Annotated in this window: 20 protein-coding genes and 1 tRNA gene; all 21 read left to right on the top strand. The window is 67.9% G+C overall.

The window, feature by feature from the left end:
* Positions 1–3: 3 nt before the first annotated feature.
* The 21 genes from JYJ93_RS18235 (at position 4) to JYJ93_RS18335 (ending at position 23,279) form a co-directional block, all read left to right on the top strand.
* Positions 4–79: transfer RNA gene (locus tag JYJ93_RS18235), tRNA-Trp, on the top strand.
* Between the two features lie 88 nt (positions 80–167).
* Positions 168–611 carry a preprotein translocase subunit SecE gene (gene secE / locus JYJ93_RS18240; protein ID WP_206793009.1) on the top strand — a complete coding sequence of 148 codons (444 nt, stop codon included), beginning with the start codon at positions 168–170 and terminating at the stop codon, positions 609–611.
* A complete protein-coding gene (gene nusG / locus JYJ93_RS18245) occupies positions 611–1,159 on the top strand; it encodes a transcription termination/antitermination protein NusG (RefSeq protein WP_014397772.1) in 549 nt (182 codons plus the stop codon). Before secE ends, nusG begins: the two co-directional genes overlap by 1 nt.
* Positions 1,160–1,267: 108 nt before the next feature.
* Positions 1,268–1,714 carry a 50S ribosomal protein L11 gene (gene rplK, locus JYJ93_RS18250; protein ID WP_120596209.1) on the top strand — a complete coding sequence of 149 codons (447 nt, stop codon included), beginning with the start codon at positions 1,268–1,270 and terminating at the stop codon, positions 1,712–1,714.
* 28 nt (positions 1,715–1,742) lie between these two features.
* Positions 1,743–2,456, top strand: a complete 714-nt coding sequence (gene rplA, locus JYJ93_RS18255) for a 50S ribosomal protein L1 (protein ID WP_206793011.1) — start codon at positions 1,743–1,745, stop codon at positions 2,454–2,456.
* 396 nt (positions 2,457–2,852) lie between these two features.
* On the top strand, positions 2,853–3,374 hold the full coding sequence (rplJ, locus tag JYJ93_RS18260) for a 50S ribosomal protein L10 (protein WP_206793013.1): 522 nt from the start codon (positions 2,853–2,855) through the stop codon (positions 3,372–3,374).
* An 89-nt stretch (positions 3,375–3,463) separates the two neighbouring features.
* Positions 3,464–3,835: a 50S ribosomal protein L7/L12 gene (rplL, locus tag JYJ93_RS18265; RefSeq protein WP_120619345.1), complete on the top strand. Its 372-nt coding sequence runs from the start codon at positions 3,464–3,466 to the stop codon at positions 3,833–3,835.
* A 181-nt stretch (positions 3,836–4,016) separates the two neighbouring features.
* Complete coding sequence (gene rpoB / locus JYJ93_RS18270) at positions 4,017–8,243, top strand: DNA-directed RNA polymerase subunit beta (RefSeq protein ID WP_206793016.1); 4,227 nt, start codon at positions 4,017–4,019, stop codon at positions 8,241–8,243.
* 139 nt (positions 8,244–8,382) lie between these two features.
* The gene (gene rpoC, locus JYJ93_RS18275; RefSeq protein ID WP_206793018.1) at positions 8,383–12,594 is read left to right on the top strand and encodes a DNA-directed RNA polymerase subunit beta'; all 4,212 of its coding nucleotides are present in this window, start codon (positions 8,383–8,385) and stop codon (positions 12,592–12,594) included.
* 176 nt (positions 12,595–12,770) lie between these two features.
* Positions 12,771–13,232 carry a hypothetical protein gene (locus JYJ93_RS18280; RefSeq protein ID WP_206793020.1) on the top strand — a complete coding sequence of 154 codons (462 nt, stop codon included), beginning with the start codon at positions 12,771–12,773 and terminating at the stop codon, positions 13,230–13,232.
* A 104-nt stretch (positions 13,233–13,336) separates the two neighbouring features.
* Entirely contained in the window at positions 13,337–13,687 is a 351-nt protein-coding gene (locus tag JYJ93_RS18285; RefSeq protein WP_206793022.1) for a phasin family protein, read from the top strand.
* Positions 13,684–14,445, top strand: coding sequence for a lytic transglycosylase domain-containing protein (locus JYJ93_RS18290; RefSeq protein WP_206793024.1), 762 nt, complete (start codon positions 13,684–13,686; stop codon positions 14,443–14,445). The genes JYJ93_RS18285 and JYJ93_RS18290 overlap by 4 nt, the downstream gene beginning before the upstream one ends.
* 162 nt (positions 14,446–14,607) lie before the next feature.
* Positions 14,608–15,291, top strand: a complete 684-nt coding sequence (locus JYJ93_RS18295) for a hypothetical protein (RefSeq protein ID WP_206793026.1) — start codon at positions 14,608–14,610, stop codon at positions 15,289–15,291.
* Between the two features lie 25 nt (positions 15,292–15,316).
* Entirely contained in the window at positions 15,317–15,781 is a 465-nt protein-coding gene (locus tag JYJ93_RS18300) for a social motility and stimulation tgl protein (protein ID WP_128797888.1), read from the top strand.
* Between the two features lie 23 nt (positions 15,782–15,804).
* Positions 15,805–16,563, top strand: a complete 759-nt coding sequence (gene tgl / locus JYJ93_RS18305) for a social motility TPR repeat lipoprotein Tgl (RefSeq protein WP_206793027.1) — start codon at positions 15,805–15,807, stop codon at positions 16,561–16,563.
* A gap of 21 nt (positions 16,564–16,584) precedes the next feature.
* Positions 16,585–16,971: a helix-turn-helix transcriptional regulator gene (locus JYJ93_RS18310; RefSeq protein ID WP_206793029.1), complete on the top strand. Its 387-nt coding sequence runs from the start codon at positions 16,585–16,587 to the stop codon at positions 16,969–16,971.
* A 9-nt stretch (positions 16,972–16,980) separates the two neighbouring features.
* Positions 16,981–17,715: a DNA repair protein RecO gene (recO, locus tag JYJ93_RS18315; RefSeq protein ID WP_206793031.1), complete on the top strand. Its 735-nt coding sequence runs from the start codon at positions 16,981–16,983 to the stop codon at positions 17,713–17,715.
* A gap of 31 nt (positions 17,716–17,746) precedes the next feature.
* Positions 17,747–18,760 (top strand): carbohydrate kinase, encoded by a 1,014-nt coding sequence (locus JYJ93_RS18320; RefSeq protein WP_206793033.1) that lies wholly within the window; start codon positions 17,747–17,749, stop codon positions 18,758–18,760.
* A gap of 78 nt (positions 18,761–18,838) precedes the next feature.
* Positions 18,839–20,128 carry a nucleotidyltransferase domain-containing protein gene (locus JYJ93_RS18325; RefSeq protein WP_206793035.1) on the top strand — a complete coding sequence of 430 codons (1,290 nt, stop codon included), beginning with the start codon at positions 18,839–18,841 and terminating at the stop codon, positions 20,126–20,128.
* On the top strand, positions 20,125–20,913 hold the full coding sequence (locus JYJ93_RS18330) for a nucleotidyltransferase domain-containing protein (protein ID WP_206793037.1): 789 nt from the start codon (positions 20,125–20,127) through the stop codon (positions 20,911–20,913). The genes JYJ93_RS18325 and JYJ93_RS18330 overlap by 4 nt, the downstream gene beginning before the upstream one ends.
* Before the next feature lie 95 nt (positions 20,914–21,008).
* Positions 21,009–23,279: a serine/threonine-protein kinase gene (locus tag JYJ93_RS18335; RefSeq protein ID WP_206793039.1), complete on the top strand. Its 2,271-nt coding sequence runs from the start codon at positions 21,009–21,011 to the stop codon at positions 23,277–23,279.
* Positions 23,280–23,338: the final 59 nt, after the last annotated feature.

The following is a 23,338-nucleotide window of genomic DNA, read 5'->3' on the forward strand; positions in this document are numbered from 1 at the left end:
TTTAGGCCAGTAGCTCCAACGGTAGAGCAGCGGTCTCCAAATCCGCGTGTTGGGGGTTCGAATCCCTCCTGGCCTGCCAGCTTCAGTACAGGGACCCCCGGTACCGAGCGGTGCCGGGGGTCCCTGCCTTTTCGCAGTCCCGCTTCCGCAGTCCCTCGTGAGGCACCATGGCGACGGCATCTGAGGCCAGCCAGCAGGCTAACCGCTCGGGCATCGACCCCAAGCGGCTCGTGGTCATCTTCTATCTCGTCGCCGGCATCGTCCTGGCCCTCTTCCTGGAGCACGTCTTCGGGTTGCTGTGGAGCCGGTTCGGCTGGAGCGACGCGGAGCTCTTCGAGGGCCTCGGCTGGCGCGTGTCGACCCTGGTGGGCTACGCGGCGGGCCTGGCCCTGGTGCTGGCGGCCTACTTCCACCCTCGCACGCACGCCCTCTCCATCGACGTGGCGTCCGAGTTGATGAAGGTCACCTGGCCTACCTGGTCGGAGACCCGTGCGTCGACCATGGCCGTGGTCGTCGCCTCGCTGGTGGCGGCCGTTCTGCTCTTCTGCATCGACACCGTCGCGTACAACTTGATGGTGGAGTGGCTGCCTGCCCTGTGGGGGAAGCTGTAATGGCGAAGAAATGGTTCACGGTCCAGACCTACTCGAACTACGAGAACCAGGCGAAGAAGAACCTGGAAGAGCAGGTGCGCCTCAAGGGCCTGCAGGACCAGGATCTGATTGGTGAGATCCTCATCCCCATGGAGCAGGTCGTGGAGATGGTGAACGGCGAGAAGAAGACCACCCGCCGCAAGCTGTTTCCGGGCTACATCTTCGTCCAGATGGAACTCAGCGACACCACCGTCCACCTGGTGAAGAACACCTCCAAGGTGACGGGGTTCCCGGGCGTCGGCCAGAACGAGCAGCCCCGGCCCATGTCGGACCGCGAGGTCGAGCGCCTCACCGCGCAGGTCACCGAGGGCGCCCACAAGGCAAAGCCCAAGGTCCAGTTCGAGACCAGCGACACGGTGCGCGTCATCGACGGCCCGTTCGCCAACTTCAATGGCACCGTGGAAGAGGTCAACCCGGAGAAGGGCCGCGTGCGCGTGCTCGTCAGCATCTTCGGCCGTGCGACCCCCGTGGAGCTCGATTTCATGCAGGTGGAGAAGACCACCGGCTAGTTTCACCAGTCTTCCGCGCCCGGGTGACGGGCGCGGATCAATGGGTGGGAGGGTCGTCCCGTCTGACGGCCCGTTGGAACCACCCTCTCGAAAGGCAGCAGTCCGCCGATGAAGAAGGTCACAGGTCAGGTCAAGTTGCAGATCCCCGCCGGCAAGGCGAACCCCGCCCCGCCGATTGGTCCCGCGCTCGGTCAGCAGGGCGTGAACATCATGGAGTTCTGCAAGCAGTTCAACGCCAAGACGCAGGCGGAGGCCAAGGAGGGTCTGATCATCCCGGTGATCATCACCGTGTATCAGGACCGCTCCTTCACCTTCATCCTGAAGACCCCTCCCGCCGCCATCCTCATCAAGAAGGCCGCGGGTCTCCACACGGAGAAGAAGAAGGGTTCGGGCGCGAAGAAGCCGGGCAAGGAGAAGGTGGGGCAGATCACCCGTAAGCAGCTCGAGGAGATCGCCAACAAGAAGATCCAGGACACCACCGCCGCGTCCATCGAAGCCTGCATGAACACCATTGCTGGCACCGCGCGCTCCATGGGCATCGACGTCGTCGGCTAGCCCGCCCCCTCTCTCAAGGATTCCTGCAATGGCTAACTCCGGAAAGAAGTTCCGCGCGTCCAACGAGCTGGTGGACCGCAACAAGCGCTACCCCGTCGCCGAGGGTTTCGCGCTGCTGAAGAAGACCGTCGAGACCCGCGCGACGAAGTACGACCAGACGGTCGACGTCGCCATCAACCTGGGCGTGGACCCAAAGCACGCGGACCAGATGGTCCGTGGCGCCGTGGTGCTCCCGCACGGCACCGGTGCCACCGTGCGCGTGGCCGTGTTCGCCAAGGGTGAGCGCGCCACCGAGGCCGCCAACGCCGGCGCGGACATCGTCGGCGCCGAGGACCTCCAGAAGCGCATCGAGGAGGGTTTCCTCGACTTCGACACCGTCATCGCGACGCCGGACATGATGGGTGTCGTCGGTCGCCTCGGTAAGGTGCTCGGTCCCCGTGGCCTCATGCCGAACCCGAAGGTCGGCACCGTGACCATGGACGTCGCCAAGGCCATCCGCGACTCCAAGGGCGGTAAGGTGGACTTCCGCGCCGAGAAGGCGGGCATCGTCCACGCCAAGATGGGCAAGGCCTCCTTCGCCGCGGACAAGCTCGAGGCGAACTTCAATGCGCTGGTGGACCTGGTGATGAAGCTCAAGCCGGCCACCGCCAAGGGCGTGTACCTGCAGGGCATCGCCATCTCGACAACCATGGGGCCGGGCATCAAGCTCGACACCCAGGAAATCCTGGCGCGTCACCGCTAGTCGCGGTGTCAGGACGGGCAGGGAAGGGTGCGCTCCCTGACGGGGAGCGTCAGTCCTATCGCCCGGAGAACGTCACTCAGATAGAAAGTGCTGGATCTTTGCGAAAGCCGGGGGTATAGGCCCCCGGCTTTTGCAATTGGAGCGCCATGTCGAGAGACGCGGCGTTCCGACCTGGTTCATGACAGCAGGGACCTGGATTGGGGAAGACGCGTCCGTTGGGAACCGGGCAACCGGTCGGGCCGTCCATCCGCTCCTGGTTCAAACGACCGCAAGGTCAGCCCTGCCGAGACTGGAGGTGCGGTGTGGTGCCTCTCGGAGGCTCCTCTCTCGCTCTGCCACTTTGGCCCAGGCATCACGCCCGACCGTCAAGTCGGGCCATGAAGGAGGTGAGTCAAGGTGCTGAAGAGCGAGAAGGAAGAGATGATCAAGGAGCTTCACGAGAAGTTTTCGCGGACCAAGACCGCGGTGCTCGTGGAGTCCTCCAAGGTGAACGTCGAGACCGTCACCAAGCTGCGTCGCAAGTTCCGCGAGGGCAAGGTCGAGTACAAGGTCATCAAGAACACGCTGGCGCGCCGTGCCGCTCAGGGTACGACCGTCTCCGCGATTTCTGATGACTTCACCGGTCCCGTGGCGCTGTGCATCAGCTACGACGACGAGGTGGCTCCTGCGAAGATCCTGATGGATTTCATCAAGGACATGGAGACCATCAAGGTCCGTAGCGCCGTCGTCGCCGGTAACAAGGTCGACGCCAACGGCGTGAAGGCACTGGCGAAGCTGCCGGGCCTCAATGAGCTGCGCGGGATGTTGCTCGGCATGCTCAACCAGCCTGCAGGCAAGCTGGTCCGGACCATCGCGGCCCCCGGGTCGCAGCTCGCGCGCGTCATCCAGGCGCACGCGGACAAGGCGCAGGGGCAGTAATCGTCCCGAGAAGTTTTTCTACCGCAACCTTTTCGGCCGAGCCGCCCAAATGGGTCGCCGGCCGTTAGTCAACCAGAAGGAACAGTTCCATGGCCGATTTGAACGCGATTGCTGAAGAACTCTCGAAGCTCACCGTCCTCGAGGCGGGCGAGCTCGTGAAGCTGCTGGAGAACAAGTGGGGCGTTTCCGCCGCCGCCGTGGCCGTTGCCGCCGCGGGCCCCGCCGCCGCCGCCGCTCCGGTTGAGGAGAAGACGGAGTTCAACGTGGTGCTGGCGAACGCCGGCGCCAACAAGATCAACGTCATCAAGGAGATCCGCGCCATCACCGGCCTGGGCCTGAAGGAGGCCAAGGACCTGGTCGAGGGCGCGCCCAAGACGGTCAAGGAAGGCGTCAACAAGGACGACGCCAAGAAGATCAAGGACCAGCTCGTCGCGGCTGGCGCCACCGTCGAGATCAAGTAGTTCTGTACAGGGGCTACCCTGTTCTTCCGGGAAATCCCGGGTAGCCGCCTGATCGGATGAGCAGGCCGGCGCTCCCTTTGCTGGGGCGCCGGCTTTGCCCATTTGACATTTGCCAAATTTCCCGGCGCCGCCGCGCGTTACTGAAGTTTGCCCCGCCCGAGCAGCCGTCCCCGGAGACCGAATGCCGACGCAGATCCAGAACAATTTCCGCGTGCGGAAGACCTTCGCGAAAATCGCGAAGATCATCGACATTCCCAATCTCATCAACATCCAGAAGCAATCCTACGAGAAGTTCCTCCAGGCCGACATCGCCCCGGAGAAGCGTGAGGACCTTGGCCTTCAGGGTGTCTTCAAGTCCGTCTTCCCGATCCGGGACTTCAACGAGACCTCCTCGCTGGAGTTTGTGAGCTATCACCTGGAGAAGCCGAAGTACGACGTCGATGAGTGCCACCAGCGTGGAATGACCTACTCGGCGCCTATCAAGGTCGTCGTGCGCCTGGTCGTCTGGGACAAGGACGAGGAGACCGGCGCCCAGTCCATCCGCGACGTGAAGGAGCAGGAGGTCTACTTCGGCGAAATCCCGCTGATGACCCAGAACGGTACGTTCATCATCAACGGCACCGAGCGCGTCGTGGTGAGCCAGCTGCACCGCAGCCCGGGTGCGTTCTTCGACCACGACAAGGGCAAGAGCCATTCGTCGGGCAAGCTGCTCTACAACGCCCGCATCATCCCGTACCGCGGCTCGTGGATCGACTTCGAGTTCGACCACAAGGACCTGCTGTACGTGCGCATCGACCGGCGCCGCAAGCTGCCGGCGACCGTGCTCATCCGCGCCCTGGGCGCCGTCGGTGACACGGCGAAGAAGAACCCGCTCGACTTCAAGGGTTCCACCGAGGAAATCCTCAACTACTACTACGCCACCGAGACCATCTACCTGCAGAGCGCCGCGGACTTCGAGAAGTCCGTCGAGCTGGAGCTCCTGCCGGGTCAGCGCGCCACGCGCGACATCAAGACCAAGTCCGGTGAGCTGATCGTCAAGAAGAACCGCAAGTTCACCCGCGCCGCCATCAAGAAGCTCGAAGCGGCGAAGATGACCAAGCTGCCCATCGACGCGGACGAGCTCTTCACCAAGGTGTCCGCCTACGACGTGGTGGACGAGAACACCGGTGAGGTCATCCTCGAGTGCAACGAGGAGGTCTCCCAGGAGAAGGTGGACGAGCTCCTCAAGCGCGACATCAAGGAGTTCAAGGTCCTCTTCATCGACAACCTCAACGTGGGTCCGTACCTGCGTGAGACGTTGATGCTGGACAAGATCGAGTCGCCCGAGCAGGCCATCATGGAGATCTACCGGCGTCTGCGCCCGGGCGATCCCCCGACGCCGGAGACGGCGACGAACCTGTTCAGCAACCTGTTCTTCAACCCGGAGCGCTACGACCTGTCCAAGGTCGGCCGCCTCAAGCTGAACTTCAAGTTCAGCCTCGAAGAGCCCCTCGACGGTCAGATCCTGACCAAGCGCGACATCCTGGAGGTCATCCGCTACCTGATCGACCTGAAGAACGGCAAGGGCACGATCGACGACATCGACCACCTGGGCAACCGCCGCGTCCGCGCGGTGGGCGAGCTGCTGGAGAACCAGTACCGCATCGGCCTCGTCCGCATGGAGCGCGCGATCAAGGAGCGCATGAGCCTCCAGGAGATCGAGACGCTCATGCCGCACGACCTGATCAACGCCAAGCCGGTGACGGCGGTGATCAAGGAGTTCTTCGGCTCCAGCCAGCTGTCGCAGTTCATGGACCAGACGAACCCGCTCTCGGAAGTCACGCACAAGCGCCGTCTGTCCGCGCTCGGGCCTGGCGGCCTCACGCGTGAGCGCGCGGGCTTCGAGGTCCGCGACGTGCACCCGACGCACTACGGCCGCATCTGCCCCATCGAGACGCCGGAAGGCCCGAACATCGGCCTCATCGCGTCGCTGTCGACCTACGCGCGCGTCAACGAGTTCGGCTTCGTGGAGACGCCGTACCGCAAGGTGGACGCGGGCAGCGTCACGGGGGACGTGGCCTTCTACTCGGCGCTGGAGGAGGAGAAGCACACCATCGCCCAGGCCAACGCGGAGACGGACAAGAAGGGCAAGTTCCTCAACGCGCTGGTGCAGAGCCGCCGCAGCGGCGAGTTCGTCCAGGTCAAGGCCGAGGACGTGGACCTGATGGACGTGTCCCCGAACCAGCTGGTGTCGGTGGCCGCCTCCCTCATCCCGTTCCTGGAGAACGACGACGCGAACCGCGCGCTCATGGGCTCCAACATGCAGCGCCAGGCGGTGCCGCTCCTGCGCACCGCGGCCCCGCTCGTGGGCACGGGCATCGAGGCCATCGTCGCGCGCGACTCGGGCGTGACGTGCGTGGCCCGCCGTGACGGCATCGTGGAGTCGGTGGACGCCAGCCGCATCGTGGTGAAGGCGGACTCCAACGCGGCCCTGAGCGACGTGTCGAGCGAGGTCGACATCTACAACCTGCTCAAGTACCAGCGCTCCAACCAGAACACGTGCCTCAACCAGAAGCCCATCATCCGCAAGGGTGACCGGGTGAAGAAGGGCGACGTGATCGCGGACGGTCCGGCCACCGAGACCGGTGAGCTGGCGCTGGGACAGAACATCGTCGTCGCGTTCATGCCGTGGCAGGGCTACAACTTCGAAGACTCCATCCTGCTCAGCGAGCGCATCCTCAAGGAGGACGTCTTCACGTCCATCCACATCGAGGAGTTCGAGTGCATCGCGCGCGACACCAAGCTGGGCAAGGAGGAGATCACCCGCGACATCCCGAACGTGGGTGAGGAAGCCCTCAAGGACCTGGACGAGAGCGGCATCATCCGCATCGGCGCCGAGGTGAAGCCCGGCGACGTGCTGGTGGGCAAGATCACCCCGAAGGGCGAGACCCAGCTGTCTCCCGAAGAGAAGCTGCTGCGCGCCATCTTCGGTGAGAAGGCCGGCGACGTGCGCGACAGCTCCCTGCGCGTGCCCCCGGGCGTGGTCGGCACCGTCATCAACGCCAAGGTGTTCAGCCGCAAGGGCGTGGAGAAGGACGAGCGCGCCAAGCAGATCGAGTCCATGGAGGAGGCGAAGCTCCTCAAGGACCAGAACGACGAGATCAAGGTCCTCCAGGACTCCGCGTACAGCCGCCTCCGCGGGCTGGTCCGCGGCAAGGAGGTCCAGGGCAAGCTCGTGGACGACAAGGGGAAGATCCTCCTGAAGAAGGGGGACATTCTCAACGACGAGCTGCTGGCCACGGTGCCGTACAAGTACTGGGGCGAGATCTCCGTCGGTGATCCGCTGGACGCGCGCCTGCGCGACATCCTGCGCAACCTGGAGGAGACGAAGGAGGCCGTGAAGCTGGCCTTCGGCGAGAAGATCGCCCGCATCAAGAAGGGCGACGAGCTCCCCCCGGGCGTCATCAAGATGGTGAAGGTGTACGTCGCCATCAAGCGCAAGCTCGCGGTGGGCGACAAGATGGCCGGCCGCCACGGCAACAAGGGCGTCGTGTCCCGCGTCCTCCCCGAGGAGGACATGCCGTACCTGGAGGACGGGCGTCCGGTGGACATCGTCCTCAACCCGCTCGGCGTTCCGTCCCGCATGAACATCGGGCAGATCCTCGAGGTCCACCTGGGTTGGGCCGCGAAGGGCGTGGGCGAGCAGTTGCAGCGCTACCTTGAGGAGAACTTCAGCGGCGAGCAGCTCAAGAAGCAGCTGAAGACCGTGTACGACGACAAGGCCTTCGGCGACTTCGTGGACGGCCTGTCCGACCAGGAGGTCCAGGACCTCTGCCGCCGCCTGAAGAAGGGCATCCACGTGGCGACGCCGGTGTTCGACGGCGCTCGCGAGACGGAGCTGCACGCCCTCTTCGACGAGGGCCGGCTGCCTCGCTCCGGTCAGATGGTGCTCTTCGACGGCCGCACGGGTGAGCCGTTCGACCAGAACGTCACCGTGGGCGTGATGTACATGCTCAAGCTGCACCACCTGGTGGACGAGAAGATCCACGCCCGTTCCATCGGGCCCTACTCGCTCGTCACGCAGCAGCCCCTGGGCGGCAAGGCCCAGTTCGGCGGTCAGCGTCTGGGCGAGATGGAAGTCTGGGCGATGGAGGCCTACGGCGCGGCGTACACGCTGCAGGAGTTCCTCACGGTCAAGTCGGACGACGTGGTGGGCCGCACGCGCATGTACGAGGCGATCGTCAAGGGCGACAACGTCCTGGAGTCCGGCCTGCCCGAGTCGTTCAACGTGCTCCTCAAGGAGCTCCAGTCGCTGGCCCTGGACGTGGAGCTGCTGGAGAGCGCGCCCCCGGAGCGTCAGCGCAGCTTCGGCGGTGACTTCCTGGGCGGCGGCGACGGCGAGGACCGGAAGTCGGGGACCGAGGCTTAAGGCCTAGGCCTTTTCAAAGAAGCCGGTGCGCCCGCCTGACCGGCTGGCTGCTCCCTCGTGGAGGGAGCGGCTGGCCGGGCGCAGGGCGGGGGCCCGAAACGTTTGGCGCCTGAGGCGCTCATAAGTTTTCGGAGGCAACGTGAAGGACATTTTCAACTTCTTCGAGAAGCCGAAGGACCCGCTGTCGTTCAACGCCATCCGCATCGCGCTGGCGTCGCCCGACAAGATCCGCCAGTGGTCGCACGGCGAGGTGAAGAAGCCGGAGACGATCAACTACCGCACCTTCAAGCCGGAGCGGGACGGCCTGTTCTGCGCCCGCATCTTCGGGCCGGTGAAGGACTACGAGTGCAACTGCGGCAAGTACAAGCGCATGAAGCACCGTGGCGTCGTGTGCGAGAAGTGCGGCGTGGAGGTCATCCAGTCCAAGGTGCGCCGTGAGCGCCTGGGACACATCACGCTGGCCACGCCCGTGGCCCACATCTGGTTCCTCAAGTCGCTGCCCAGCCGCATCGGCAACCTGCTCGACATCACCCTCAAGGAGATGGAGAAGGTGCTGTACTGCGAGAGCTACATGGTCATCGACCCCAAGGCGACGCCGCTCCAGAGGGGCGAGCTGATCTCCGAGGAGAAGATGCACCGGCTCTTCCAGGAGCACGGTGAGGACTCGTTCAGCGCGGGCATGGGCGGCGAGGCCGTCCGCGAGATGCTCAAGTCCCTGGACGTGGAGAAGCTGTCCGAGGAACTGCGCAAGGACATGCGCGAGACCACCAGCGAGGCGAAGCGGAAGAAGTACGCCAAGCGCCTGAAGGTGGCGGAGGCGTTCCGCGTCTCCGGCAACAAGCCGGAGTGGATGATGCTGGACGTCATCCCGGTCATCCCGCCCGACCTGCGTCCGCTGGTGCCCCTGGACGGCGGCCGCTTCGCGACCTCCGACCTCAACGACCTGTACCGCCGCGTCATCAACCGGAACAACCGCCTCAAGCGGCTCCAGGAGCTGAACGCGCCGGACATCATCATCCGCAACGAGAAGCGGATGCTCCAGGAGGCCGTGGACGCGCTGTTCGACAACGGCCGCCGCGGCAAGACCATCACCGGCCCGAACAAGCGGCCGCTGAAGTCGCTGTCCGACATGCTCAAGGGCAAGCAGGGCCGGTTCCGCCAGAACCTGCTCGGCAAGCGCGTGGACTACTCGGGCCGCTCCGTCATCGTCGTCGGTCCCGAGCTGCGCCTGCACCAGTGCGGCCTGCCGAAGATCATGGCGCTCGAGCTCTTCAAGCCGTTCATCTACAACAAGCTCGAAGAGAAGGGCTACGTCACCACCATCAAGTCGGCGAAGAAGATGGTGGAGAAGGAGCGTCCGGAGGTCTGGGACATCCTCGAGGACGTGATCCGCGAGCACCCGGTGCTCCTCAACCGCGCCCCCACGCTGCACCGCCTGGGCATGCAGGCCTTCGAGCCCGTGCTCATCGAAGGCAAGGCCATTCAGCTGCACCCGCTCGTCTGCGCCGCGTTCAACGCGGACTTCGACGGAGACCAGATGGCAGTGCACGTGCCGCTCTCCATCGAGGCCCAGATGGAAGCGCGCGTGCTGATGATGTCGACGAACAACATCCTCAGCCCTGCGAACGGCAAGCCCATCATCGTCCCGACGCAGGACATGGTGCTCGGCATCTACTACATGACCCGTGCCCGCGAGTTCGCCAACGGCGAAGGCCGCGTGTTCGCGTCGCCGGACGAGGTGCGCGCCGCGTACGACCACGGCGAGGTGCACCTGCAGGCCAAGGTGGTGTGCCGCATCGACGGCAAGCGCAAGGAGACCACGGTCGGCCGCGTGCTGCTGTGGGAAGTGGTTCCGCGCCGCGTGGGCTTCGACGCCATCAACAAGGTCCTGGACAAGAAGTCGCTCGGTAACCTCATCGACCTCTGCTACCGCCTCACGGGCGAGAAGGAGACGGTGCTGCTGGCGGACCGCGTCCGCAGCGCGGGCTACTTCCACGCGACCCGCGCCGGTATCTCCATCGCGCTCAAGGACATGATCATCCCTGCAAAGAAGCAGGAGTTCCTGGACTACGCGCGCAAGGAAGTGGCGGAGATCGAGAACCAGTACCTGGAAGGCCTCATCACCGACGGTGAGCGCTACAACAAGGTCATCGATATCTGGGCGGAGATCACCGAGAAGGTCGCCCAGGAGATGATGCAGCAGATCTCCCAGGACGAGGCTTCCGGGGACGTGGACGGCAAGCGCGTGACGCGCAAGCAGCCGTCGTTCAACCCCATCTACATCATGGCCGACTCCGGCGCCCGCGGCAGCGCCCAGCAGATCCGCCAGCTGGCGGGTATGCGCGGCCTGATGGCGAAGCCCTCCGGCGAAATCATCGAGACGCCCATCACGGCCAACTTCCGTGAAGGCCTCTCCGTGCTCCAGTACTTCATCTCCACGCACGGCGCCCGCAAGGGCCTGGCGGACACGGCGCTCAAGACGGCCAACTCCGGTTACCTCACCCGCCGTCTCGTGGACGTGGCGCAGGACGCCATCATCAACGAGTACGACTGCGGCACCATGGACGGTCTGTTCATCGGCGCCCTGGTCGAAGGCGGCGAGATCATCGAGCCGCTGGGTGAGCGCATCCTGGGCCGCGTGGCCCTGGACGACATCCTCGACCCGGTGACGGGCGAGGTGCTGGTGCGCGCCAACGAGGAGATCGACGAGGAGCGCGTCCGCCGCATCGAGAACAGCGGTCTGGACAAGGTGAAGATCCGCTCGGTGCTCACGTGCCAGGCCAAGCGCGGCATCTGCGTGGAGTGCTACGGCCGTGACCTGGCGCGTGGCCGCAAGGTGTCCGTGGGCGAGGCCGTGGGCGTCATCGCGGCGCAGTCCATCGGTGAGCCGGGTACGCAGTTGACGATGCGCACCTTCCACATCGGTGGCGCGGCGACCCGTCGCGCGGAGCAGTCCAGCCTCGAGAACCGCTACGCGGGCTCCGTGAAGTTCGCGGGCCTGAACACGGTGCAGAAGGCGGACGGCACGCTGGTGGCCATGAACCGCAACGGTGAGATCGTCATCGTCGACGAGTCGGGCCGCGAGCGCGAGCGCTACCAGATCATCTACGGCGCCCGCATCCTGGTGAAGGAAGGCCAGAAGCTGGAGCCGGGCGTGCTGGTGGCCGAGTGGGACCCGTTCGCCATCCCGCTGCTCACGGAAGTGGGCGGTGTCGTGCGCTACGAGGACATCATCGAAGGCGTGACGATGTCCGAGACGCTCGACGAGGTCACGGGCCTGTCGCGCAAGACGGTCATCGAGTCCAAGGACCCGGAGGCGCGCCCGCGCGTCACCATCCGCGACGCGGCTGGCAACGTGAAGGACCTGCCGTCCTCCAAGAACCAGGCGAGCTACTTCCTGCCCCAGGGCGCGATCATCACGGTCAACGACCAGGATGAGATCTCCGCGGGCGAGGTCATCGCCAAGGTGCCGCGCGAGACCACGAAGACCAAGGACATCACGGGCGGTCTGCCCCGCGTGGCCGAGCTCTTCGAGGCGCGCAAGCCCAAGGACGCGGCGGCGATCGCGGAGATCGACGGCGTGGTGTCCTTCGGCAAGGACACCAAGGGCAAGCGCAAGCTCATCATCACCCCCGAGGTGAGCGGCGAGCAGCGCGCGGACTTGGCCAAGGAGTACCTGATCTCCAAGGGCAAGAGCATCAACGTCCACTCCGGCGACCGCGTGAAGGCCGGCGAGGCGATGATGGACGGCGCGGCCAACCCGCACGACATCCTCAAGGTGCTGGGCGAGAAGGAACTCGCGCGCTACCTGGTGGACGAAGTGCAGGAGGTCTACCGACTGCAGGGCGTGAAGATCAACGACAAGCACATCGAGACGATCGTCCGGCAGATGCTGCGCCGGGTGCGCGTCACCGACGTGGGCGACACCAACTTCCTGGTCGACGAGCAGGTCGAGAAGTGGGTGTTCGAGGAGGAGAACGAGAAGGTCATGTCCGAAGGGAAGCGCCCGGCCGTGGGCGAGCCCCTGCTGCTCGGCATCACCAAGGCGTCGCTCTCCACCGAGTCGTTCATCTCCTCGGCGTCGTTCCAGGAGACCACGAAGGTGCTCACCGAGGCCGCCATCAACGGCAAGGTGGACTACCTGCGCGGCCTCAAGGAGAACGTCATCATGGGCCGGCTCATCCCCGCCGGCACGGGCCTGCCGAACTACAAGCACCTCGACATCGAGGTGGAGAGCCCCACGGACGAGGTCAACGAGATGGAGGCCGCCCTGGCCGCCACCCACGGCGACACCGGCCCGCTGACCCCTCCGCCGTCGCGGCCGGACACCCGGTCCACCGACGTCGCCTAGTGCTTCCGCGAAGCGTCCCTGACGCTTCGTGAGTCAGCCGCCGTCCTGGTGTCATACCGGGGCGGCGGCTTTCTCGTTTTGCACACTCCGTTTCCTGTTCGCTTGACACCATGTCGCGGTGCGTTATCTTGACGCATCACGTTATGAGACCCGGAACACCCGGGGGGGAGCGCGACATGGCGACGACGACCGAGAAGACCGACGCGAAGACGGGCATGACGCAGAACGTGGAGGCCTACCTGAAGGGGCGGTTCTCCGAGGCGCAGAAGCGGTTCCAGGGCCTGGAAGGGGAGGCGAACAAGGCCTTCCGTGCGCTGGAGACGCGGAGCCAGGTGGCGGCGAAGGAGGTCCAGGCCCTGTGGACGAAGGTGCAGGCCGGTGAGCTGCGCGCCGATCCTCGCGTGCAGGAGCTGGGCAAGAAGGTGGACGCCGCGGGCGTGGAGCTTCGCAAGCGGCTGGATGGGCTGCAGACGAAGGTCGTGGAGGCGGTGGGAGTTGCCAGCCAGTCCCAGGTGCAGCAGATCACCCAGGAGCTGGGCCGCCTTTCGAAGAAGCTGGATGTGCTCCTGAAGCCCACCCGGCGTGCCCACGCTTCGACCAAGAATTCAGGCGGCGCGGCGTCTTCTCCGCGGGCCTGAGCAGCGTTTTCATCACCCATGGGGTGTGCTTAGGTCGCAAACCCCTTTGAATGCCCAGGGTTCCTTCCACCGGAAGGACCCGGGGTGACTCCCGGAGCGACTTCATGGACAACAACACCGAGGCCCCCCGAGAGAAGACCTCCGTGGCGGAGGCGTTCGAGCGGATCTGGAGCCAGGCGCTCCTGGCGGTGAACACGGCGGAGGAGGAGGCTTCCCGCGCCGTGCAGCGCGTGGCGTCCGTCGCGGGCTGGAGCCAGGACGAGGTGAAGCGTCAGGCTCGTGAGTTCGCGGACCGGCTGACGGGGCACCGCAGGGACCTGGAGCACAACGTGGAGGAGCGGGTCCGCACGGCCCTGACCCTCCTGAAGCTGCCTCGCCGCGAGGAACTGCAGGCCTTCGGTGCCCGCCTGGAGCGTCTGAACGAACGCATCCAGGCCCTGGAGCACCGCAAGTGAGTGGACCCGCCGCCTCGGGCGGCAGGTCGTTGGGAACGCGGTTCTTCGCGGGGCTGCATGCCCTGAGCAGCGGGTGCTCCCGGCTCCCGCTGCTCGCGGGTGTGGCGCTCGTGGTGTCCGCGCGGGTGGTGCCCCTCCTGGAGGAGTCCGCCCCCCAGCCCGTGGTCCCCGAGATGGTGGCGCAGGAGGCCATCTCCGAGGAGGCGGCCCTCATCGACGCCGTGCTGGCCAAGCGCGCCCCGGACCTGGGGCTCACGCTGCGCCGCCGGCTGGGGCAGGCCATCGACGAGGAGTCGCGCCGCACGGGGTATGACCCGCTGCTGGTGCTGGCCCTCATCGACGTGGAGTCCGACTTCGAGGAGGAGTCCGTCTCCGAGAAGGGCGCCCGGGGCCTGATGCAGATCAAGCCCAGCACGCTGCACTTCCTGGCGGAGAAGGAAGGCCTGAAGCTGTCGCGCGAGGAGGTGGTGGCGGATCCCGCCGTCTGCGTGCGCCTGGGCATCCGTTACCTGCGCAACCTGCAGGGCCGCTTCGGCGGCGACCTGGACCTGGCGCTGATGGCCTACAACGCGGGCCCCACGCGCATCCGGGACGCCATGAAGGCCGGGGAGTTGGAGAAGTTCCGCCGCTATCCCCGGGCCGTGCGGCGCGACTTCCGCCGCTTCCGCGAGGGCCATGGCCTGGGCGGGGACTGGGCGCTCGCGCAGCGCGAACTGCCGCCCCCGGCGCCGGACCAGACGCCGACCGCGGCGCCCTGACGGCCTTCGCCGCCGGACTGGAAGACGGGCCCCCGGGTGAATGTTCGGGGCGGCGGAGCGCTCCAAGGAGGGCCGTCCCCGCCTTGTCCCGCTCCCCCGGGTGCGCTAAGTCGTTCGCAAGCTCCCGGGACTGTTGAGGATTCCTGAGGAGGAATGCCCCCCATGCCCCGTCCGTCCGCCCGAATCGCCCTCACCGTCGCGGCCTCGCTCGTCCCCATGCTGGCCCTCGCCGGCTCGGTCTTCCTGAATGGCGTGAAGATCGACGGGGTGACGAACACGCGCTTCGAGAAGGCCACCGTCCGCATCGACGCGGAAGGCAACGTCCACATCGACGCGCCGGGCTACGCCGCCCGCGTGACGAACGTGACGCCCACGCCCACGTCGCCTTCCACCGCCACGCCTCCCGCCGCCGCCCCGGTGGACGCGGGTGTCGTCGCGCAGGCCCCCGCTCCGGCCGCGCCCGCTGCCGCCCCCACCGCGCCGGGGCGCATCACCCAGCGCTACTGGCTGGTGACGGAGCAGACGACGCCGGGCATGACGGACTTCGACATCGACGTGTACGTGAACTCGCGCTGGCTGCGCCGTTTGCGCAACAACGAGGATCAGGTGGTGGTGGACATCACCAGCCAGTTGCGTCCCGGCGCGAACGCGGTGACGCTGATTGCCCGCAAGCAGAACACGGGCAGCCGCCGCAGCACGTCGCCCGGGAACGTCTTCAAGGTGATCATCGGCGAGGGGAACGAGGGCGGTGGCAACGTGATGATTGACACGCCCCTCATCCGCTTCCAGAAGACGGCTGCGGACTCGCAGGACGCGACCGAGGAGTTCACGCTCACCACCCGCTAGGGTGTGCGCGGGAAGGGAGACGACGGTGTTCACCATCGACGAGCGCTACCGGGGCCTTCCCGCCAACCGCGACCAGGTGCTCGCGCTGCACCTGTCCCTCAACACGCCGCACGTGGCCATTCCCGGCAAGCAGGCCGGGCCCGCGCAGGCCTTCGTGGTGGGGCTGCGGGGCGGGCAGGGCGCGGGCGTCTTCGTGTACCTGTACCTGGTGGAGGCGGGGGACTGCGCGGTGTACGTGTCCGGCCGGCGCATCCAGTCCGCGGAGGAGCTGCGCGAGGACGAGGACGACGCGCTCGCGTTCGTGGAGTCGCTGGGCTTCATGATGGACAACGCGAACTGGCGTGCCGCGGCCCCCGCGCAGCAGGACGAGTGGCTGAAGACGCTGCCCGTGTTCTTCCGGGAGCCCACGCTCGTGCCCGCCGTGAAGGCCCGCGCCGAAGAGAAGCGCAACGTCGCCACCACCCTGGGCCGCTTCCTGGCCGCGTTCTGACCCTCCACCCTGGATTGGCACCCATGTCCCGCATCACTTCCTCCTGCTTCCTCGCGTTCGCGCTCGCGTCGGCGGGCTGCGCGCATGTCCCCACGGAGAAGGAGCGCCGCAGCTCGGAGATCCACTACGACCTGGGTGTGCAGGCCCAGCAGCACGGCCACGTGCAGGACGCGCTCGCGGAGTACCAGAAGGCGCTGGAGCAGAACCCGAGCAACCCGGAGGCCCACAACGCGGTGGGCCTGCTGCTGCATTTGTCCTTCCGGCGGCTCGACGAGGCGTCGTCCCACTACGAGAAGGCGCTGGAGCTGCGGCCGTCCTTCTCCGACGCGCGCACCAACCTGGGCAACCTGCGCCTGGACCAGGGGCGCTACGACGACGCCATCAAGCTGTACGAGGGGTCGCTCAACGACATGCAGTACCGCTACGGCTTCTCCGCGCAGAACAACATGGGCTGGGCGCTCTACAAGAAGGGTGACACGGTGAACGCGCTGCAGAACATCAAGGCGGCCATCACCACCAACCCGGAGTTCTGCCTGGGCTACAAGAACCTGGGCATCATCTACGACGAGACGGGCAAGACGGAGGAGGCGTGCCGGCAGTTCGCGCACTACCGTGAGAAGTGCCCGGACGTGGCGGAGGCCTACCACCGCGAAGGCGTGTGCCAGGCGAAGCTCGGGCGGGCGGACGAGGCGAAGAAGGCGTTCGCGGGCTGCGAGGCCAAGGCGCAAGCCAACGAGCAGGTGCTCAAGGACGACTGCCGCTCACTGCTGGACCACCTCTAGCCGCGGGGGCCCCGAAAGACCGTGGACCACGTCGACTTCGGCAAATACCTCAGCCAGCAGCGCGAGCTTCGCGGCATGTCGCGCGAGGACGTCTCCCGGGAGACGAAGATTCCCCCAAGCCTCGTCGCGGCGCTGGAGGCGGGGCAGGTGGAGCGGCTGCCCGAGCGCGTGTTCGTGCTGAACTACATCCGCGCGTACGCGCAGGTCATCGGCCTGTCGCCGGAGGAGGCGGCGCTGCGCTACGAGGAGGTGGACCGGGCGGTGCCCGCGCCTTCGCCGGCGCAGCTGGAGAAGGCCCGGCGCAAGCGGGCGTACGTCATCCTGGCCGTCCTGCTGGCGGTCCTGCTCCTGGGCGCGGGTCTGTTCCTGGTGCTGTCCGGGAAGCTTCCGCCCCCCGCGGCGCGTTGAAGAGAGATCATGGAGCGGTACGCCGACGACGCGTTCGTGCTGTCCACGGTCGACTATGGCGAGTCCGACCGGTTGGTGACGCTGCTCACGCGTGAGCACGGCAAGCTGACCGCGTTCGCCGCGGGCGCGCGCAAGAGCAAGCGCCGGTTCGCGGGGGCGCTGGAGCCGTTCATGCGGCTGCGCGTGCAACTCGTGGAAACGCGCGGCAGCACGGTCCGCATCGATTCGGCGGACATCATCACGGGCTTCTACGCCGCGCGCGAGGACCTGTCGCTCATCGCCCGGGCGCTGTACGCGGTGGAGCTGTGCCGCGAGCTCACGCGCGAGCACGAACCGCACCCGGAGCTGTTCGAACTGGTGGAGGGCTACCTGCACCGGCTGGACGCGAAGGAGGCCGGGCCCACGTCGCTGCTCGCGTTCGAGCTGGCGGCGCTGGCGCAGGCGGGCTTGATGCCGCGCTTCGACTCCTGCTCGCTGTGTGGCGGTGTGCCCGGCGAGCGGCCCCGGTTCGACCAGGGCCACGGTGGCGCGGTGTGCGAGCCGTGTGGCGGGCGCGCGCGTGACTCGGTGCCGGTGCCGGTGGCGCTGCTGGCCGGGCTGCGCTCGCTCCAGGAGGGGCAGCGCACGCCGCTGCCCGCGGACCTCCGCGCGCGGGCCCGGGGCCTGCTCAACGTCTTCATCGCGCACCACGTGGGCCGCAAGCTCAAGAGCGTGGACTTCATGGCGCAGGTGGGCCTGGACTGACGGGCAGCGCGCGGTCCCAGGGGGAGCTGTCATGCACGAAGCCGGGCCGCTGGACGTGGTGTGTGTCGGCGAAACGTTGGTGGACTTCCTCCCCGTGGCCGGCGGCGCCTCGCGCGTGCGGGACGTGGAGGCCTGGAAGCCGTCGCCGGGAGGCTCACCGGCCAACGTCTCCGTGGGGCTCGCGCGGTTGGGCCTGCGCTCGGCGATGGTGGGCGTGGTGGGCTCCGATGAGTTCGGCCACTTCCTGCGCGACCGGTTGGCGGCGGACGGCGTGGACGTGAGCCGCCTGCGCCAGGTGGACCACGCGCGCACGGGCCTGTTGTTCGTCTCGCTGGACGCGCAGGGCGAGCGCAGCTTCACGTACTTCCGGACTCGGTCCGCGGAGTTCCTGCTGGACGACTCCGACGTGGACGGCGCCTTCGTGCGGCGCGCGAAGGCGCTGCACTGCGGCTCCAACTCCCTGCTCCTGCCGGAGGCGCGCGAGGCCATGGTGCGCATGCTCACCCTGGCCCGTGAGGCCGGGATGCTGGTGAGCTGTGACCCGAACCTGCGGCTGCACATGTGGACGCAGCCCGAGGAGCTGCGAGCCCTTCTGGGGCGCATGCTCCCGCTGTGCACGGTGGTGAAGCTGTCCGAGGAGGAGATCCACTTCGCGACCGGCGAGCACTCGCCCGAGGCGGCCCTGCACGTCCTGGCCGCGAAGGGGGTGCGGCTGCCCGTGGTGACGCTGGGCCCTCGCGGCGCGGTGTTCCTCTGGCGCGGCGAGGTCCTCTCCGTGCCGGCGCCCCAGGTGACGGTGGTGGACACGACGGGCGCGGGGGATGGCTTCGTGTCCGCCATGCTGAGCGGCCTGGTGCGCGGGTACGGCGACGCGCGCTCGCTGGAGGATGCGACGCGCGAGGACCTGGTCGCGCTGATGACCTTCGCGGCGGGCGTGGGAGCCCGGGTGGTGACGAAGCTGGGCGCGGTGTCGGCGCTCCCCCTGGCCTCCGAAGTGGAGGGGCTGCTGCCCGCGCTCCCCGCCATGCGGCGTGTCGCTCGCTGACGGGAAGCGCCGTGCCGGGTCAGGCTCGTGTGCTTGGCTGCGTCCTGCGTGGCCCACCATCCCATCCAGGGGGAACCGATGAGTGACACCCGCGAGACTTCTTCCTCCGCTCCGGCGCGCGTCCGGGGACTGGAGCAGATTGACCGGCTGTCGGTGCCCCTGCCGCACGGCACCGAGGTCACCACCCGCGTGGAGCGCGTGGCGTCCGGGGGACGCCGCATCCCCCAGGGCGTGGTGGGCCGCGTGGTGCGCGCGCATGACGGCGGCTTCGACGTGCAGATCGTCGGCGTGGGTGAGGTGTGGTTCGCGCGCGATGAGCTGGTGCCCCGGCGCGCGGGACAGGTGCAGTTCGCCCAGCGGCGCGAGGCGGCCTGGGGCGCGCTGCGGCCGTGCGTGGTGCTGGAGACGCGCGTGGGCAGTCACGCCTGGGGGCTCGCGGATGAGCGCTCCGACGTGGACGTGCGCGGGGTGTTCGCGTTGCCGCTCCCGTGGACGCTGGGGCTGGGCCAGCCGCCGCAGGACCTGGTGAGCGCGGATGGCAGCACCACGTACTGGGAGGTCCGCAAGACGGTGGAGCAGGCGCTGCGCGCGGACCCGAACACGCTGGAGACCCTCTTCGTCCCCGGCGCGACGGCGGTGGACGAGCTGGGCACGTGGGTGCTGGAGGCGCGCGAGGCGTTCGTCTCCAAGGCCATCTTCGGCAGCTTCGGGCGCTACGCCATGAGCCAACTCGACAAGCTCACCCGCAGCCAGCGGCTGGCCGAGCACCGCGACCTGCTCCTCGCATGGCTGTGCGAGGAGCCCACGCCGGACCTGGACGAGGTGGCCCGTCGCCTGGCCGCCATGAGCCCCCGCGCCGCGCCCACGCCCGAAGACGCGGTGCTCGCGGCGAAGACGTACGTCAAGCAGCTCTACCGCTCGCTCTGGGACCAGGGGCTGCTCACGTCCAACGACTTCGCGGCGCTCACGGCATACGCGCGCGGCGGCGGCCAGCGTCCTCCGTCCGCTCGCGAGCTGCGGCCGAAGAACGCCTACAACCTGCTGAGGCTGGTGGCGCTGGCCACGGGCTGGCTGCGCGACGGCGTGCCCACCTTCGAGGCGACGGGGGCGTTGAAGTCGCGGCTGCTCGACATCAAGGGGGGACAGGTGCCCCTGGAGGACGTGCTGCGCGACGCCGAGGCGATGGCTCCGGCGCTGGAGGCCGCGCACCGTGAGAGCCGGCTGCCGGAGCATCCGGACTACGCCCGCGCGGACCGGCTGTTGCGTCGCGTGGGAGACGAGGTAGCGCGGCGCTGGGTCTTGAAGACGCCCGGACCGCTGGGCCGTGACGCGCCGGAAGCCCCGGCGCTGGAAGGAGGGACGGAATGAAGGGCAGGGTGACGGAGCATCAGGAGCGCATGGCGGACCGCGTGCTGGACGCGGAGTCCCTCCTGCGCGAGCACCTGGTCATCTCGCTGTCGGGCGCGCATGCGTACGGTTTCCCGTCGCATGACAGCGACCTGGACCTGAAGGCCATCCACATCGCGCCCACCGCCGCGCTCCTGGGCCTCCAGCCCCGGCACGTGCCGGCGGAGCGGCTGGAGGTGCTGGAGGGCGTGGAGGTGGACTACTCGTCCAACGAGCTGCAGCCCGTGCTGCTGGGCATCCTCCAGGGCAACGGCAACTACATCGAGCGCGTGCTGGGGGCCATCACCGTGCGGGCCCTGCCGGATCTGGAGGCGCTGCGTCCGCGGGTGCGGACCGTGCTGTCGCGGCGCATCCACCGGCACTATCGCGGCTTCGCGCAGGGACAGCTCCGCGAGTGGGAGAAGAGCGGATTCCGCTCCGTGAAGAAGTTGCTGTACGTGCTGCGCACGACGCTCACTGGAACGCACGCGCTGCGCACGGGCGAGGTGGAGACGGACGTCACCGTCCTGCTGGAGCCGTATGGCTTTGGCGAAGCCCGAGCGCTGGTGGAGCGCAAGCGGAGCGGTGAGCGCATCGAGCTGACCGACGCGCTCAGCGCGCAGTGGCAGGGGGAGGTGACGCGCGCCTTCGCGGTGCTCGACGCGGCGGACGCGGCCTCCGTGTTGCCTCTGGAGCCACAACCGGCGGCCGTGGCCGCGCTCGAGGCCTGGATGCTCGACGTGCGGCGCCGGCGTTTCGGCGCCTAAGCCGCTTTCTCCGGGCTCCTGGCTCGGGGGAGCGGCCGGTCTGGAAAGACGATCATCGACCTGGGAGGGTTGGGCGGGTAACATCCGCCTCCGCCATGAGTACGCAGGGAGTCGCCGGAGACGATCCCGACCGGGGGCGGCGCATTGGAAAGTACGAGATCCTCACCCGACTCTCGATGGGCGGGATGGCGGAGCTGTTCCTCGCGTACACCTCCGGCCCCGGTGGCTTCCGCAAGTTCGTGGCGGTGAAGCAGATCCTCCCCGACATCAAGAAGGACGACCAGTTCGTCAAGATGTTCCTCGACGAGGCGCGCATCACCGCGGCCTTCTCGCACGCGAACATCGGACAGGTGTTCGACCTGGGGGAGGAGGACGGCGAGCTGTACCTCGCCATGGAGTTCCTGCCCGGCCAGAACCTGGAGCAGGTGGTGAAGATGGCGGAGCGGCGCAAGTACGCGCTGCCGCTGGGCTTCAGCGCGCGTGTCATCCGCGACACGTGCCTGGGCCTGCACTACGCCCACCACTTCATGGACCCGTCCGGCCGCCCCGTGGCGGTGGTGCACCGCGACGTGTCCCCGAAGAACGTGATGCTCACCTACGACGGCGTCGTGAAGGTGATCGACTTCGGCATCGCCAAGGCGCGCGGCAAGCTGGGCCGCACGCAGGTGGGCACCGTGAAGGGGACCAGCGGGTACATGTCCCCGGAGCAGGTGCGCAACAAGGACCTGGATGGCCGCAGCGACCAGTTCTCCACCGGCGTGATGCTCCATGAGCTGCTCGCCGGACAGCGCCTGTTCAACGCGCCCGGCGAGGCCGCCGTGATGATGCAAATCGTGGACGGGGACATCCCCGCGCCGCGCTCGCTCAACGCGGCCGTGCCGGAGGCCCTGGAAGCGGTGGTGCTCAAGGCGCTGTCGCGCGATACCACCCAGCGCTTCGGCACCTGCCGGGAGATGGCGCGCGCCATCGAGGCCACGCTGGGCTCCGAGCTGTTCGACGAAGACCAGATGACCGCCGTCATGGGCGAGCTCTTCGAGGAGAAGCGCCAGAAGACGCGCACGCTCCTGGAGCTGGCCAGCCGCGCCGAGGACGCCCGCGTCAGCGAGGCCGCCGGCGCGCTCCAGGTGGAGGAGGGCAGTGAGCAGGCCGCCTCGGCGGCCACCGCGCAGGTGAAGTCGCCGCACGCGGAGGCCCCGTCCCCGGACGTCGCGGCGTCCTTCAAGCCCACGCCCGTCCGCCGCACCGCCACGGAGTCCGCGACGCCCGCGCCCCGCGCGACCCCGCGTCCCGCCAATGAGGCCGTGGAGGCCCGCGCCTCTCGCGTCAACACGCCCGCCGTGACGCCGCGAGCGCAGCGGCCCGCGGGGGCGGATGGGACGCCAGTTCCCCGGGTCGTTCGTCCTCCCGCGGACGCCGTGCGGCCCTCGCGGGCCCGTCCCAGCGCTCGGCCGGAGCCCGCCGAAGCCCGCGACGCAGCCCCGTCCGACGGGCTGATGGATCCGCCCAGCGAGCTCCAGACCCAGCGCTTCAAGGCCCGCCCGGTGCGCGGCACCGCGCGGTCCTCGCGGCAGGTGGAGCAAGAGGCGTCCGTTGAAGAAGCGCCCCCCGTGGCCCCGCCCGTGCGCGAGGGCTCCGGCTGGGGCATGCGGTTGTTCCTGCTCTTCCTCCTGGGCGGCGTGGCGTACCTGGCGACGCTCGAACCCGTGCGCCGCGTGTTCATGCCGGCGTTCGACTCCGCGAAGCAGTGGGTGAAGGCGGAGCTGGATCCGCCCCCTCCGGTGGACCCCGCCGCGAACGGACAGTGGCCGCCGAAGCCCTCCGGTCCTCCGCCGGGTTTCGTCCAGAAGACCACCCCCGAGCCCGCGCAGGTTGATCCGACGCCCCCGCCCGAACCGGTGGTGGTCGCGCCGCCCATCGACACGAAGCAGGCCCCCGCTGCCAAGGGGGGACGCAAGACGAAGCCGGCCGCCACGACGGACGCGCCCGCGCCCGTGGTGGCGAAGGCGGAGCCGCGCCCCGCGAAGCCCGCGCCCACGGAGCGGTCCCCGGAGCCCGTCACCACCGTCTCTCAGGAGGAGAACCCGGAGGTGCTCGACACGAGCACCTCCAAGGGCGCTGCGAAGGCGGGCCTGGGCTGGCTGACGCTCTACACGGTGCCGAAGAACGCGGCCGTGTTCGACGGCGCCACGCAACTGGGCACGTCCCCGTTGAACAAGTTCCCCCTGCCCATCGGGACGTACCGTCTGCGCGTGGTGGACCCGCAGGATCCCGGCGGTACGAGCAAGCTGTTGTCCGCTCCCATCCGTCCCGGCGAGGTGACGAAGCTGCAGATTCGACTGGCCGACCTGCCGGACTACTCGGACTGACCGCCGTCCTTGACGCTCCTGGACCCCCTCACTAGGGTCCGCCGCGTTCCGCCTCCGCC

Source organism: Corallococcus sp. NCSPR001 (assembly GCF_017309135.1).
In the GTDB taxonomy this organism is placed as follows: domain Bacteria; phylum Myxococcota; class Myxococcia; order Myxococcales; family Myxococcaceae; genus Corallococcus.

Coding starts and splice junctions, on each gene's coding strand:
- JYJ93_RS18330 (WP_206793037.1), top strand. CDS start 20,125: ATGAAGGGCAGGGTGACGGAGCATCAGGAGCGCATGGCGGACCGCGTG.
- nusG (WP_014397772.1), top strand. CDS start 611: ATGGCGAAGAAATGGTTCACGGTCCAGACCTACTCGAACTACGAGAAC.
- JYJ93_RS18335 (WP_206793039.1), top strand. CDS start 21,009: ATGAGTACGCAGGGAGTCGCCGGAGACGATCCCGACCGGGGGCGGCGC.
- rplL (WP_120619345.1), top strand. CDS start 3,464: ATGGCCGATTTGAACGCGATTGCTGAAGAACTCTCGAAGCTCACCGTC.
- rplK (WP_120596209.1), top strand. CDS start 1,268: ATGAAGAAGGTCACAGGTCAGGTCAAGTTGCAGATCCCCGCCGGCAAG.
- JYJ93_RS18325 (WP_206793035.1), top strand. CDS start 18,839: ATGAGTGACACCCGCGAGACTTCTTCCTCCGCTCCGGCGCGCGTCCGG.
- recO (WP_206793031.1), top strand. CDS start 16,981: ATGGAGCGGTACGCCGACGACGCGTTCGTGCTGTCCACGGTCGACTAT.
- JYJ93_RS18320 (WP_206793033.1), top strand. CDS start 17,747: ATGCACGAAGCCGGGCCGCTGGACGTGGTGTGTGTCGGCGAAACGTTG.
- rpoB (WP_206793016.1), top strand. CDS start 4,017: ATGCCGACGCAGATCCAGAACAATTTCCGCGTGCGGAAGACCTTCGCG.
- secE (WP_206793009.1), top strand. CDS start 168: ATGGCGACGGCATCTGAGGCCAGCCAGCAGGCTAACCGCTCGGGCATC.
- JYJ93_RS18295 (WP_206793026.1), top strand. CDS start 14,608: ATGCCCCGTCCGTCCGCCCGAATCGCCCTCACCGTCGCGGCCTCGCTC.
- JYJ93_RS18285 (WP_206793022.1), top strand. CDS start 13,337: ATGGACAACAACACCGAGGCCCCCCGAGAGAAGACCTCCGTGGCGGAG.
- tgl (WP_206793027.1), top strand. CDS start 15,805: ATGTCCCGCATCACTTCCTCCTGCTTCCTCGCGTTCGCGCTCGCGTCG.
- JYJ93_RS18280 (WP_206793020.1), top strand. CDS start 12,771: ATGGCGACGACGACCGAGAAGACCGACGCGAAGACGGGCATGACGCAG.
- rplA (WP_206793011.1), top strand. CDS start 1,743: ATGGCTAACTCCGGAAAGAAGTTCCGCGCGTCCAACGAGCTGGTGGAC.